The organism is Mycolicibacterium houstonense (assembly GCF_900078665.2).
In the GTDB taxonomy this organism is placed as follows: domain Bacteria; phylum Actinomycetota; class Actinomycetes; order Mycobacteriales; family Mycobacteriaceae; genus Mycobacterium; species Mycobacterium houstonense.
Map to the genome: position 1 here is coordinate 2,459,991 of NZ_LT546207.1, position 13,056 is coordinate 2,473,046.

13 protein-coding genes and 1 pseudogene (1 of these 14 cut by a window edge) are annotated in these 13,056 nt (G+C 68.0%); 6 read left to right on the forward strand and 8 right to left on the reverse strand.

Features of this window, described 5'->3' with window-relative positions; genetic code table 11:
* Together BN4332_RS12310 and BN4332_RS12315 are read right to left on the reverse strand one after the other, a co-directional pair.
* On the reverse strand, positions 1-1,111 hold a 1,111-nt coding region (locus BN4332_RS12310; protein ID WP_066898706.1), incomplete at its 3' end, for a metallophosphoesterase family protein.
* A 114-nt stretch (positions 1,112-1,225) separates the two neighbouring features.
* On the reverse strand, positions 1,226-2,050 hold the full coding sequence (locus BN4332_RS12315) for a class I SAM-dependent methyltransferase (RefSeq protein ID WP_066898707.1): 825 nt from the start codon (positions 2,048-2,050) through the stop codon (positions 1,226-1,228).
* 129 nt (positions 2,051-2,179) lie between these two features.
* Here BN4332_RS12315 and BN4332_RS12320 point away from each other — a divergent pair, with 129 nt between their 5' ends.
* The 3 genes from BN4332_RS12320 to BN4332_RS12330 are packed head-to-tail and all read left to right on the forward strand — an operon-like array spanning position 2,180 to position 4,363.
* Positions 2,180-2,782, forward strand: a complete 603-nt coding sequence (locus BN4332_RS12320; protein ID WP_066898708.1) for a TetR/AcrR family transcriptional regulator — start codon at positions 2,180-2,182, stop codon at positions 2,780-2,782.
* A 13-nt stretch (positions 2,783-2,795) separates the two neighbouring features.
* Complete coding sequence (locus BN4332_RS12325) at positions 2,796-3,854, forward strand: LLM class flavin-dependent oxidoreductase (RefSeq protein ID WP_084459257.1); 1,059 nt, start codon at positions 2,796-2,798, stop codon at positions 3,852-3,854.
* Positions 3,851-4,363, forward strand: coding sequence for a SixA phosphatase family protein (locus BN4332_RS12330; protein ID WP_235654077.1), 513 nt, complete (start codon positions 3,851-3,853; stop codon positions 4,361-4,363). The genes BN4332_RS12325 and BN4332_RS12330 overlap by 4 nt, the downstream gene beginning before the upstream one ends.
* On the opposite strand, the gene BN4332_RS12335 is transcribed toward BN4332_RS12330, so the two are convergent.
* On the reverse strand, positions 4,360-4,902 hold the full coding sequence (locus BN4332_RS12335; RefSeq protein WP_435405193.1) for a DUF3558 domain-containing protein: 543 nt from the start codon (positions 4,900-4,902) through the stop codon (positions 4,360-4,362). The two genes, BN4332_RS12330 and BN4332_RS12335, sit on opposite strands and share 4 nt — an antisense overlap.
* Positions 4,903-4,916: 14 nt before the next feature.
* Positions 4,917-5,510, reverse strand: a complete 594-nt coding sequence (locus BN4332_RS12340; protein WP_066898710.1) for a DUF3558 domain-containing protein — start codon at positions 5,508-5,510, stop codon at positions 4,917-4,919.
* 118 nt (positions 5,511-5,628) lie between these two features.
* Here BN4332_RS12340 and BN4332_RS12345 point away from each other — a divergent pair, with 118 nt between their 5' ends.
* Both BN4332_RS12345 and BN4332_RS12350 read left to right on the forward strand, forming a co-directional pair.
* Positions 5,629-7,374 carry an ABC transporter ATP-binding protein gene (locus BN4332_RS12345; RefSeq protein WP_066898711.1) on the forward strand — a complete coding sequence of 582 codons (1,746 nt, stop codon included), beginning with the start codon at positions 5,629-5,631 and terminating at the stop codon, positions 7,372-7,374.
* Positions 7,371-9,263: an ABC transporter ATP-binding protein gene (locus tag BN4332_RS12350; RefSeq protein WP_066898712.1), complete on the forward strand. Its 1,893-nt coding sequence runs from the start codon at positions 7,371-7,373 to the stop codon at positions 9,261-9,263. The genes BN4332_RS12345 and BN4332_RS12350 overlap by 4 nt, the downstream gene beginning before the upstream one ends.
* Before the next feature lie 52 nt (positions 9,264-9,315).
* On the opposite strand, the gene abmR is transcribed toward BN4332_RS12350, so the two are convergent.
* Both abmR and BN4332_RS12360 read right to left on the reverse strand, forming a co-directional pair.
* The gene (abmR, locus tag BN4332_RS12355) at positions 9,316-9,843 is read right to left on the reverse strand and encodes an ATP-binding transcription factor AbmR (RefSeq protein WP_066898713.1); all 528 of its coding nucleotides are present in this window, start codon (positions 9,841-9,843) and stop codon (positions 9,316-9,318) included.
* A 77-nt stretch (positions 9,844-9,920) separates the two neighbouring features.
* Positions 9,921-10,124: a hypothetical protein gene (locus BN4332_RS12360; protein ID WP_066898714.1), complete on the reverse strand. Its 204-nt coding sequence runs from the start codon at positions 10,122-10,124 to the stop codon at positions 9,921-9,923.
* Between the two features lie 83 nt (positions 10,125-10,207).
* On the opposite strand from BN4332_RS12360, the gene BN4332_RS12365 reads away from it, so the two are divergent.
* Positions 10,208-11,080, forward strand: a complete 873-nt coding sequence (locus BN4332_RS12365; protein ID WP_066898715.1) for an AIM24 family protein — start codon at positions 10,208-10,210, stop codon at positions 11,078-11,080.
* On the opposite strand, the gene BN4332_RS12370 is transcribed toward BN4332_RS12365, so the two are convergent.
* Positions 11,061-12,323, reverse strand: coding sequence for an MFS transporter (locus BN4332_RS12370; RefSeq protein WP_066898716.1), 1,263 nt, complete (start codon positions 12,321-12,323; stop codon positions 11,061-11,063). The genes BN4332_RS12365 and BN4332_RS12370 overlap by 20 nt on opposite strands.
* Positions 12,320-13,056: pseudogene (locus BN4332_RS33680) on the reverse strand (PLP-dependent cysteine synthase family protein) (it continues 475 nt past the right edge of the window). The gene BN4332_RS12370 and the pseudogene BN4332_RS33680 overlap by 4 nt, the downstream one beginning before the upstream one ends.

Genomic DNA, 13,056 nt, shown 5'->3' on the forward strand with positions numbered 1-13,056 from the left:
CCCGCGCATCGTCGGCCCCAGCGCCCTCGGTGCGCGCCGTGGCCACCAGCTCGTCGACGGCGGCCGCCGCGAATCCGCCGATCCCCAGATCGTCGAACTCGCCGTCGGCGGGCAGCACCGCGATGTCGGTGTGCCGCTCCCACAAGGTCAGCGCCGCGAACAACCGGGCGTACTTGTCCAGGCACGCGTCCAGCGCGGCCTTGTCCGTCACGGTCATGGAACCCGTCAGCGCCAGCCGCACCACGGTGCGTTCCTTGTCGGCCAGCAGATCCAGGTTGAGATCCAGATCGGCCACGTCCCGGTCGGTGTCGACCTCACGGCGCAGGGTGACGAACCGCCACCGGCCCACCCGCTGCGAGTCAACCCGGACCGCGCGCTGGGGATCGTCCTCGTCGATCTCGACCACGAGCACGTGGCCCGGGTCGGATTCGATGTCGTCGTAGTTCGTCACCTCGGGCGAACCCGAGTACCACACCCGGCCGGTGGACCCGACCTGGGTACGAGAATGCTTGTCCCCCAAGGCCACATAATGGACGGCGCCGCGCGCCAGGGCGTCCTCGACGGCGGCCAGCCGGATCAGCGAGGGCTTGTCCTTGTCCGGATCCAGGATGTCGACCCCGCCGTGGCCGACCACCACCCGGGTGCCCCCGTCGGCGGGCAGCTCCGCCAGCACGTCGCCCACCAGGTCCGAAGTGGGGGCCTTCGACCGCCACGGCGCGGCGACGATCTGCAGGCCGGGCCGCACCTCGTGGACGCCGGCGCGGTCCAGAACCACGACGTTGTCCGGGCATTCGGCGGTGAACAGGGCGCTGGTGTAGACCGATGCGGCATCCAACGGATCGTGGTTGCCCGGCAGCAGGTACACCGGAACGCCGATGGCCCGCATGGCCTCCAGCGACAGGCTGACATCGCGCGGGGCCAGCTGGTTGTGCTCGAACACGTCACCGGACACCACCACGAACTCCGCGCCCGTTGCCGCGGCCACCTGGCCGAGGGCCGCCACCGCCTCCCGGCGCGACGCCGAATACCGCGGCTGGGCCTCCCCGTCGCCCGCACTCAGGAAGTGCCGGGTCATGCCGAGTTGCCAATCGGCGGTGTGCAGAAAACGCATCGGCCCCGTTCCTTCCGTTATCCGTCCCCGCGGGTTCATCTTTCGAGCAAGGCGAGTGTAGGACTGGCGGCCGACAAGTCCGGTGAGGCGCGGCGGGGGCACCCGCGCGGGCAGCTACCTCCGCGCATCGAGCCTGAACAGGGTCATTCGGTAGCTCTTGACGATCGCCGGCACCAACCGGGCCACCAGCGGCAAACCGTACCGATAACGCACGGGCCAGGTCTTGCCCACCTCGGGTTGAGGCTCGGCGAAGGTGCGGGATTCGACCAGCCGCAGTCCCCACTCCTCCACCTGGCGGGGGTCTTCGCAAACCCATTGCATGCGAGCGGAAACGGACCTCATCGCGCCGTTTCGGTCCTGATTGTCCAGCATGGCGGCACCACCGGTGTCGAAGGCGAACAACGAACCGTCGAAGCGCGAGGCGAGTTGGCCGACGACCGTGCGCACCTGATCGGCGGACAGGTAGAGCAACACCGCCTCGCTGACGAAGAAGTACGGGCCCGGCGCGGCGGCGATCGTGTCGAACCAATCGGTGTCCAGCACTGAGCCCGCCACCATGGTGCACCGCTCCTGCGGCTCGAAGAGGCTGCGCCGCAGCGCCATCGAGTCGGGCAGATCCAGGTCGAACCAGCGCACCCGCCCATTGTCGAGCCGGTCGAATCGGGTGTTCAGTCCGGTTCCCAGTTCGACGACCGTTCCGGTCGGGTTCTCGGCGAGAAACCGCCGCACCCAGCCGTCGAAAATCGCAGTGCGAAGCACCGATCCGGGCAACGACGCACCTTTGAATCGGGTGAAGTCATAGTCGATATCGCCGACAAGCTGCGCCGCGCGCCGGTCGCCCAGCACCGGACGGCGGGACCGGGCGTCGAGCGCCCTGCCGTACAGCGGGATCAGCAGGGTCTCTTGCACTGCGCCGAGTTCAGGTTCGACGTTGTTCACGGGCGATGTCCTCCGGTTGTTGATAACGCTGTACGCTTTACTAAGGTAGACCTAATCCAGTCTGTTGTCAGGCCACCGGAAGTACAGGAAGAGATGCCATCACCCGCCGCTGTCCGCCGCAGCCGCCGCATGGAGGGCCCACTGACTCTGGCCACGATCGTCGAGGCGGCGCTGGCCATCGCGCGTACGGAGGGCATCGACGTCCTGACCATGCGCCGCCTGGCGGCCGACCTGCGCACCGCGCCGATGTCGGTGTACCGGCACGTCACCGATCGCCAGGAAATCCTGATCGCGATGCTCGACGCGGTCGCCAAAGGAATCGTGCTGCCGCCGGTGGCCGGGGAGTCGGATGCCGAGATCATCGGAGTCTTTACGGCGATACACGATGCGCTGCGCGCCGACATCTGGGCCGTTGATCTGATCGTTGTCAACAAGCTCGCGAGTGCTCAGATCCTGCCCGCGATCGAGCGCGTCTACCTGGCGATGCGGTCCGCCGGCCTCTCGGCGTCCGACACCGCGGCGGGCTATGCCCTGCTGTGGCAGTACACCGTCGGAGAACTGCTCGACACCGCGCACAGTCAGACCGACGAATACCGCAAGCAGATGGTGCGGGACTCCGACCGTCGGAGGTATCCCGTCATGCACGAAGTACTCACCGAGATATCCCACGCCGAATCCGACACCCGTTATGCCGAGAATCTCCGCCGAATCGTCGACGGAATCCTGACCTGAGTAGGGGCACCTGATGACTCGAAACACCGGGACCGAGACGCCTGATCGGCGCGTCAAACTCGGGGTCTTGCTGAACCTGGGCGCCGGCCTTGGCACGACACCCGACGAGGTCTTCGACCTCACCCTCGAGCAGGCCACGGCCGCAGAGCAACTCGGCTACGACGAACTATGGGTTACCGAGCACCATTTCATCCGGTTCGGGATGAATCCCAGCGCGACGACCACCGCGGCATTTCTTCTCGGTTGCACCTCGCGCATCGGCGTCGGTACCGCAGTGGCCCTGTCTCCACTCCACCATCCGGTCGACCTTGCCGAACGGACCGCGCTGCTCGACCAGTTGAGCCACGGCAGGTTCATGCTCGGACTCGGCCGCGGCGGCTACCGGCGCGACTTCGACGTGCTCGATGTCGACTACGCGCGGTGGGACAGCGAGCCGGTGGCCGGCGCGCGACGAATTCTCGACCTGTGGTCCTCGACCGATGGCGTTGAGATCCAGCCACCGGTGCGCACCCGCCCACACCCCGAACTGCTGCTCGCCACCTCAAGCCCCGCCGGTATCGAGTTCGCCGCCCGGAATCGTCTTGCACTGCAACACTATTTCGCGACGCCGACAGAGCAGCGGGTGCGACTCGAAGCCCGTTACGCCGAACTGCTCGGCGACGAGCGGCCGGCGCCGGACCATCTGCACACCCTGATCATCGTCGTGGACGACGCCCCCGATGCGCGGAAGCGATTGGCGGCATCGCTTCGCGCAATGTTCCGCGACGGTGATCACCCACTCGTGCCGCAGGCGGGCGACCGGCACATCGGACCCGACGGGAAGCCGGTCGACCGAGCGACGATGGCGGCATCGGTCGCGGACCTCGCGATCGTCGGGAGCCCCAACCAGGTCGTCGACGAACTCGGGCGATTCATGGAAACCACCGGTGCCACGCGAATCGCCGTCTACCACGAGGCCATCGGCGATCCGGCCACCACGATGAAATCGCTACAGGATTTCGCGATCCTCGTCGCGCCGCAGATCTGCGCAGCACCGACCGAATCAGCGGGTTCCCGTACGGTGAGACGGTGAGCGACTCTTACCGCACGCTGCTGCTGATGCGCCACGCCAAGTCGGACTACCCCGACGGGGTGGCCGACCACGACCGTCCGCTGGCCGAACGTGGCATCAGGGAGGCCGGGCTGGCCGGCGACTGGATCCGGGCGAATTTCTCCCCGGTGGACGCCGTGTTGTGCTCGACCGCGACGCGAACCCGCCAGACCTTGGAGCGCACCGGCATCGATGCGCCAGTGCAGTACGCCGAGCGCATCTACGACGCCAGGCCGGGCACCGTAATCGACGAGATCAACGGGGTGTCGTCACGTTTCGGCGACGATCCGTCCACGGTATTGCTGATCGGCCACGAACCGGCCATGTCCGCGGTTGCGCTCGGTCTCGCCGACGGCGCCAACCGGACTGCGGCGGAAAGCATCTCGCTGAAGTTCCCGACATCGGCGATCGCCGTGCTGCGCACCAGCGACCCATGGGACCAGCTGGCGCTGGGCGGTGCCGCGCTGGTGCGCTTCCACGTACCCCGCTAGGAGTTGGTGGCCAGCGTCAGTTCCATCAGCTTGGTGGCCATCGGGCACGCGTCGATTCCCGGCCCCTGCGGGTTGACCCACCAGCCGACCACACCGGCCGCATCGCTGGCCACACCGCACGCACCGTTGAGGCCCTGAGGCTTCATGATGATGGAATCCACACCGGCGATCCGGCGGGTCTCGATCGCGTACTGCAGCTTCTCGGCGGTCTGACGTTCGTTGTCCAGGCTGCCCTGCTCGTACCAGAACCGGGTGATGTCCACCAGGCCGGCCGGATTGGCCGCCTGCCAGCGGCACACCGCGCCGACGAACGTGCTCTGGATGTCCAGCGGGTCGGCACCCACCGTCTCGGCCAGGATGTCCTCGGTCAGGACATCACATTCCTTGAGCAGGTTGGGGTAGGTCTTCTCGGAGTTGTTGTTGCTGGGACCGCCACCGGAACCCGCCTTGGCCGCGGTGCCGTCCACCGTCTTGGTGCAACCCGTCAGGCCGGCGAACACCGCCAGCGCGGCGACCAGCCCGGCAGCCCCTCGTCGCATCTTCACCGCGGCGCTCATTTCGAATTCACAATCGACTGGCGGGTCAGCTCCTTGGCGACCTCACACGGATCCGGATACGGCTTCTGGTCGAAGCTCACCGACCATTCGATGAAATCGTCGTCGAACTGGATGCCGATCTCGCACAGGTTCACGTCGCCGGCCTTGAGCGGGTTCTCCCCGACCGCGATGAAGCCGCTGCGGCCTTCGATGGTGATGTCCTCGACGCTGGTCCGCGACAGTTCCTCGGTCTTGCGTTCGCGGCCGATCGGGCTGCCCCGGAACCAGGTGAACGAGAAATGCGGGCCCAGGATGCTGCCGCCCTGCAGCCACTGGCACCCCGAGGAGTTGGTCGCGGTGTTCACCAGACCCTGCACCTGGGTCAACTCCGTCACCGTCTGGTCGCTGACACCGCCGCAGTGGGGAAAGTGTGGACCGTGCTTGCCGGCACCGTCGGCGCTCGGCGTCTCGGTCTGGGGAACCTCCGGGGACGCCGGCTCGTCGGACGAGCACGCGGCGAACACCGGAACCATTGCCGCAGCCAATACCGCCAGGGCCTTGGCGTTGCGGAATCGGGGCATGGTGGCCGTACGGACAGTCACGCCATGCACTGTAGCCGCAGCGCCGAACCTCAACCACCGACAGGCCGATTGACCTGGACTTTCACCAACCCGGACACAAGGGCGGCGGAACACGAACCACACCGGGCCGGTGTGCGAGAGTAGCCAGATGCTCTGGGCGCTGCTGCGACAGTATGTGCGGCCGTACCGGCGGCTGCTCGCGGTCGTCGCGGCGCTGCAGGTGATCAGCACCCTGGCCTCGCTGTACCTGCCGACGGTCAACGCCGCCATCATCGACGACGGGGTGGCCAAGGGCGATACCGGGCGCATCGTCGAACTCGGCGCGGTGATGCTGGCCGTCACCGGTCTGCAGGTGGTGTGCGCCATCGGCGCGGTGTTCTTCGGCTCGCGCGCGGCCATGAGCTTCGGCCGCGACCTGCGCTCAGCGATCTTCCACCACGTCACGACGTTCTCGGCCGAGGAGACCGCCCGGTTCGGCGCGCCCTCGCTGCTGACCCGGACCACCAACGACGTGGGACAGATCCAGCAGTTGCTGCAGATGACCGCCACCATCCTGATCACCGCCCCGATCATGTCGGTCGGCGGCATCCTGATGGCGCTGCACCAGGACGCCGGGCTGTCCTGGCTGCTGCTGGTCAGCGTGCCGGTCCTGGCGCTGACCAACTACTGGATCATCAGGCATCTGATGCCGATCTTCCGTCGCATGCAGCAGCTGATCGACGGGCTCAACCGGGTGATGCGCGATCAGCTGTCCGGAATCCGGGTGATCCGGGCCTTCGCCCGCGAACCCGTCGAACGACGCCGGTTCGCCGCGGCCAGCGAGGGCGTGTCGGCCACCGCGCTGGAAGCCGGGCAGTGGCAGGCGCTGATGTTGCCCGCGACCACCCTGGTGATCAACGTCTCCAGCGTCGCGCTGATCTGGTTCGGCGGGCTGCGCATCGACGCCGGGCACATGCAGGTGGGCTCGCTGATCGCGTTCCTCGCGTACTTCATGCAAATCCTGATGGCCGTGCTGATGGCCACCGTCCTGGCGGTGATGTTCCCGCGGGCATCGGTGTGCGCCGAGCGCATCAGAGGCGTGCTGTCCACCCGCCCGCAGATCACCAGTCCGGCCGATCCGGTCCGACCTCCCGTCTTGCGGAGCGAGATCGTGTTCGACGACGCGTCATTCAGTTACCCGGGTGCCGATCGTCCGGTGCTGCAGCAGGTCTCACTGCGCGCAGCGCCCGGGACCACGACCGCGGTGGTCGGATCCACCGGATCGGGCAAGTCGACGCTGCTCGCCTTGATCTGCCGGTTCTACGACGTCACCTCGGGCTCGGTACGCGTCGACGGTGTCGACGTGCGCGATCTCGATCTCGAACAGCTGTGGTCGGCGATCGGGCTGGTGCCCCAACGGGGTTATCTGTTCTCCGGGACCGTCGCCGAGAACCTACGCTACGGTGCCGCGCCCGGACAGGAACTGACCGACGACCAGATGTGGGAGGCCCTGCGGATCGCGGCCGCCGACGACTTCGTCGCCGCACATCCCGACGGCCTGAACCGGCCGGTGGCCCAGGGCGGTATCAATTTCTCCGGTGGGCAGCGGCAGCGGCTCGCGATCGCCCGCGCGGTGATCCGCAGGCCCGCGATCTACCTGTTCGACGACGCCTTCTCGGCCCTGGACGTGCACACCGATGCCCGGGTGCGCACCGCGCTGCGCGAGGTGTCGGGCGAGGCCACCGTCGTCATCGTGGCGCAACGGATCTCGACGGTGATCGAGGCCGACCAGGTGGTCGTCGTCGAGGACGGCCGCATCGTCGGTGTCGGCACCCACGAGACACTGCTGGCCGACTGCCCCACCTATGCCGAGTTCGCCGCATCGCAGGCGGTCACCGCCGGAGGGCCCCGATGACCGGGGCCGTGCTGCGGCGCAGCGGAACTCCCGCCGCGCCGGTCGAGCGCACCCGCGACTTCCGCGGCTCGGCGCTGCGCCTGCTCAAACGCCTGATGCCACAGCGCGGCCTGGCGATCTCGGTGGTGCTGCTCGGCGTGGCCGGAATCGCGATCGGTGTGATCGGCCCGCGGATCCTCGGCCACGCCACCGATCTGCTGTTCAACGGAGTCATCGGCCGCGAGCTGCCGGCGGGCCTGTCCAAGGAGCAGGCCGTGGCGGCGGCCCGCGCCCGCGGGGACACCACGTTCGCCGATCTGCTGTCCGGGATGAACGTCGTCCCCGGCCAGGGTGTGGACTTCGCGGCCGTGGCCCGCACCCTGGCCCTGGCATTGGGCCTGTATCTGCTTGCGGCGGTGCTGGTCTGGTTGCAGGCCCGGCTGCTCAACGTCACGGTGCAGCGCACCATGGTGGCGCTGCGCGCCGAGGTCGAGGAGAAGGTGCACCGGCTTCCGCTGTCGTACTTCGATTCCCGCCAGCGCGGTGAGGTGCTCAGCCGGGTCACCAACGACGTCGACAACATCCAGGGCTCGGTCTCGATGACGATCAGCCAGCTGCTGACATCGGTGCTGACGGTGTTCGCGGTGCTGGCGATGATGCTGACCATCTCCCCGCTGCTGGCGCTGCTGACCGTGATCACCGTGCCCCTGTCGCTGTGGGTGATCCGCTGGATCACCCGCCGCTCCCAGCCGTTGTTCGTGGCGCAGTGGCGCAACACCGGGCGGCTGGCGGCCCACATCGAAGAGACCTACAGCGGTTTCACCATCGTCAAGACGTTCGGGCACCGCGAGGCCGCGCAGCGGCGATTCGACGAGCTGAACGACGAGGTCTACCGGTCCAGCATCGGCGCGCAGTTCTTCTCGGGCCTGGTCGGCCCGTCGACGATGTTCATCGGCAACCTCAGCTACGTGGCCGTCGCGGTGGTGGGTGGGTTGCAGGTGGCCACCGGGCAGATCACCCTAGGCAGCATCCAGGCGTTCATCCAGTACGTGCGGCAATTCAACCAGCCCCTGGGCCAGGTGGCCGGCATGTACAACACGCTGCAGTCCGGGATCGCCAGCGCCGAACGGGTTTTCGAGCTGCTGGACGCCGAGGAGCAGTCCCCCGACCCGGACGCCGCACTGGACAACCGCACCGGCCGGGTCGAATTCGAGCGAGTGGACTTCAGCTATGTGCCGGGCACCCCGGTGATCGAGGACCTGTCCCTGGTGGCCGAGCCGGGTACCACCGTGGCGATCGTCGGCCCTACCGGCGCGGGCAAGACGACACTGGTGAACCTGCTGATGCGGTTCTACGACGTCGACTCCGGCCGAATCCTGATCGACGGGGTGGACGTGGCGACGGTGAGCCGGCAATCGCTGCGGTCCTCGATCGGGATGGTTCTGCAGGACACCTGGCTGTTCGGCGGGACCATCTACGACAACATCGCCTACGGCCGACCGGACGCAGCCGAGGGCGAGGTGCTCGAGGCGGCCCGGGCGGCATACGTGGACCGGTTCGTACACACCCTGCCCGAGGGTTACGCCACCCGAGTCGACGACGACGGCGGTGCGATCAGCGCCGGGGAGAAGCAGCTGATCACGATCGCCCGGGCGGTGCTGGCGCGACCACGGGTGCTGGTGCTCGACGAGGCCACCAGCGCCGTGGACACCCGCACCGAACAGATGATCCAGCATGCGATGGCCGAACTCCGCCGCGATCGGACGAGTTTCATCATCGCCCACCGGCTTTCGACGATTCGGGACGCCGACCAGATCCTGGTGATGGACGCCGGCCGGATCATCGAACGCGGCACCCACGAGGAACTGATGTCGCGGCATGGCCGGTATTGGGAGATGACGCAGATCTAGCGTCAGACTGCGATTTCCGCGCTGGGCTCGGTCTACGTGGAATCGAACGGGTCTAGACGCCGGGGCCTTCGGCCCGCAGATCGTCAACGGCCTTCATCGCGTCGCGCAACTTGTCCAGCCACTCCTCGGTGTGCTGGCCCACCAGGCGCACCGACCACGCCAGCGCCTCGGAGCGGGACCGCGCCACGCCGGCGTCGACCAGGGTGTCGAGCACCTGCCGTTCCGGCTGTTTGAGGCGGGTCATCACCGGAACGGCGATGTGGGTGAACAGGATTCGCTCGGTCTCCGCGCCGACGGCGATTTCTACGCCCCAGGACACCTTGCGGTCGAACCTGCCCTGCGCCTCGTCGGCGATGCGCATGCGCTCGCCGCGGGTCTCCTCGCGGAAGCGCGCGGCCCGGCCGGAGGCCCGGGCCTTGGTCTCGGATTCTTCCGGGTCGGGAAGCCTGCCGATGACGGTGATCTCTTCGCGGTCGACGATCACGGTGGGATCGCCGGCGAACCAGGTGTCGGGCAATCGGCCCGCGAACCACTCCGCAGCCTCGTCCGCGGAGCGGCGGTGATGCTGATGTTTAGTCATGATTACATGATTACACCGTTACACCGCTGGTGGGACGCCTTTCACCCTCGGCGAACGTCGAAGATCCGGCGACCGCGTCAGTTGCGCTTGAGCAGCAGCGCGGCGCCACCGGCCAGCACCAGGGCCACCAACAGCAGCCCGGCCCAGCCCGGTCCGGCGATCCACCACACGGCACCCAGCAGGATGATCGCCGGCGACGCCGCGAACAGCACCATGCCGGGGTGCTGCTTCAAGACCGCGAGCGCACCCTGAGCGCGAATCGGGTCGATTTCCTTTGCCATGGCATCAGAATGCCAGGGGTTCGCCGGGTTCGCGACGACTTGTAGCCTGGTGTCGATTTCGCCCCGCACCGACGATTCGAGGAATGACTGTGAACGGAAACTGGCAACCCGGCTGGCTGCCGGACCCCGAAGGCCGCTACGAATACCGGTGGTGGGACGGGCAATCCTGGACCGACCAGGTATCCCATCAGGGACAACCCGGCCGCGCCCCGCTCGGAGGCTCCCAGCAGCAGCCTCAGCAGCCTGCTCAGCGCCCCCAGGCACCGGCCCAGCCTCAGGGCGACGGCTTCGCAGGGATCAGCGGCGATCTGGTCGACGGCCGGTTCAGCGAGAAAGAGGCGACGCCGATCGCCAACCAGAACAAGAAGATGCTGCGGGTGCGGCTGGGCGAACCGTTCATGGCCCGGCAGGGTTCGATGGTCGCCTACCAGGGCAACGTGGACTTCGCCTTCGAGGGCGGCGGCGCGTCGAAGTTCATCAAGAAAGCCCTGACCGGCGAAGGCCTGCCGCTGATGCGCTGCCAGGGGCAGGGCGATGTGTTCCTGGCCGACCAGGGATTCGACGTGCACCTGCTGCAGCTGTCCAACTCGGGCCTGTCGGTCAGCGGCAAGAACGTCCTGGCCTTCTCCTCCAGCCTGGACTGGAACATCGAACGGGTTCGCGGCGGCAGCATCGCCACCGGCGGCCTGTTCAACACCACCCTGCGCGGCACCGGCTGGGTGGCGCTGACCACCGACGGCCCGCCGGTGGTGCTCGACGCCTCCGAGGCCCCGACCTTCGCCGACACCAACGCGGTGGTGGCCTGGTCGGCTCACCTGCAGACGCAGCTCAAGACCAGCTTCAAGGCGGGCGCGCTGATCGGCCGCGGCTCCGGTGAGGCCCTCCAGGTCGCGTTCCACGGCAACGGTTTCGTGATCGTGCAACCGTCGGAGGGCGTCACGATCCCGGTGCAGTGAGCGCCTCGCGGGGCGCCAGCTTCCCGCCGTCGCGGGTCAGCGCGTAGAGCGCCGCCGCGGATGCCAACCCGATCGCGGTGAGGCCCAGCCACACCAGTTCGGCGACGCCCGCGGCGCGCGCCGCGCCGATCAGCGAGCCGGTGGCCACGTTGCCCACCAGGATCCCGACGCCGACCACGGTGTTGTAGAACCCGTAGTGGGTGGCCACCAGCCGGTCGCCCGACAGCGCCACCACGGTGTCCATCTCGAAGGGGAACACCGCTGCCGATCCCAGGGCCAGCAGTGCCGACGATGCGATGAGTGCCGCCACGGCGGCGGGGGTGCCGAACCGCCCGCCGTCGGGCACCACGGCCATCGGAATGAAGGCCGCGGCCAGCACCAGCAATCCGACGACCAGGCTGCGGCGCGGGCCCCAGCGGTCGGCGAACCAGCGGGTGATCCGCAGCTGCCCGCCGACGGCGATCAGCCCGGACACCACGAACACGGCTGCCACCAAGGCGGTTTCGTCACCGGGCCGCAGCACCGCGGCTTGCAGCGGCAATGCCAGGTACACCTGGAACGACAACACGTAGGAGCCGATCATCGCCACCGCGAACAACAGGAATCCGCGGTTGGCGACGACGCTGCGCCAGTCTTCGAGCACCGAACTGCGTTGCTCTGGCGGCTCGGCCCGGTGCCGCGGCAGCGCCAGCAACTGAGCCACTGTCAGCACGGCGAAGACCCCCGCGGCGACCGCCGCCGTCACCCGGAAATCGAAGGCCAGCAAGGCCATCCCGGCCAGCGGTCCCAACAGGATCCCGGCCTGGTAGAAGACGTTGAAAGTGGCGAAGGCCTCGACCCGCCGGTCGCCTGCGTCCGCGGCCAGATAGGCCCGAACCGCTGGATTGAACAGCGCGCCGGCGAAACCCGTTGCCGCCGAGGCGATCAGCATCGCCGGCAGCGAGTCCGCGACCACGAGCAACCCGAAGCCGGCGGTGCGCAACAGACAGCCGGCGACGATCAGCGGCTTGTAGCCCAACCGGTCGGCCAAGGTGCCCCCGATGATGAACATGCCCTGCTGCGAGAAGTTGCGGACACCGAGCACCAGGCCCACCGCCCAGGCCGCCAACCCCAGCGGGCCGGCCAGATAGCCGGCGAGGTACGGCATCAGCATGTAGAAGCCCAGGTTGATACCGAACTGGTTGACCATCAACAGCCGGCTGGGCAGGTCGAAGCTGCGGAACTGCGTGATCAGGCCACTCATCCGGCGACCGCCATGGGATCGGCGACGTTCTCGCAACGGGTCCAGGACTGCACCACCCGGTCGCCCGGGTACTGGATCGTCTCGGGCTCATCGGCCGGTTGGTGGCCGAGCAGATCCCGTTCGCGGCAGTAGTCGTCGTTGTACACGGTGTCGAAGTAGCGCTGCGGACCGTCGGGGAACACCGCGGCGATCGTGGTGCCCGGCGGATTGTTTCGCGCCGCCCAGCCGGCGACCAGACCGACCGCGCCCACACTCCAGCCTCCGCTGGCGTAGTACGTCGAAGCCAGCGTGCGGCACGCCCACACCGCGTCGGCCGGCGCCACCCAGTGCACCTCGTCGAAGGCGCCGTAATCGACGTTGCGCGGATAGATGCTCGAACCGAGGCCACGCATGACGCGTGTCGCGGCCGGCTGCCCGAAGATCGTCGAACCGATGGTGTCCACCCCGATCAGCCGCATGTCGGGGTTGAACTCGCGCAGTACCCGCGCCACCCCGGCCGAATGTCCACCGGTGCCCACCGAGCACACCAGCACGTCGACGTGACCGATCTGGGCGTTGAGCTCCAGCGCCAGCGGCCGGTAGGCCTCGACGTTGTCGGGGTTGTTGTACTGGTCCGGATACCAGGCGTTGTCGTCGGCGGCGAGCAGCTCGGCCACCCGGTCCCGGCGGGCCTGCTGCCAACCGCCGGTCGGATGCGGTTCGGTGACGATCGAGATCTCGGCGCCATAGGCGG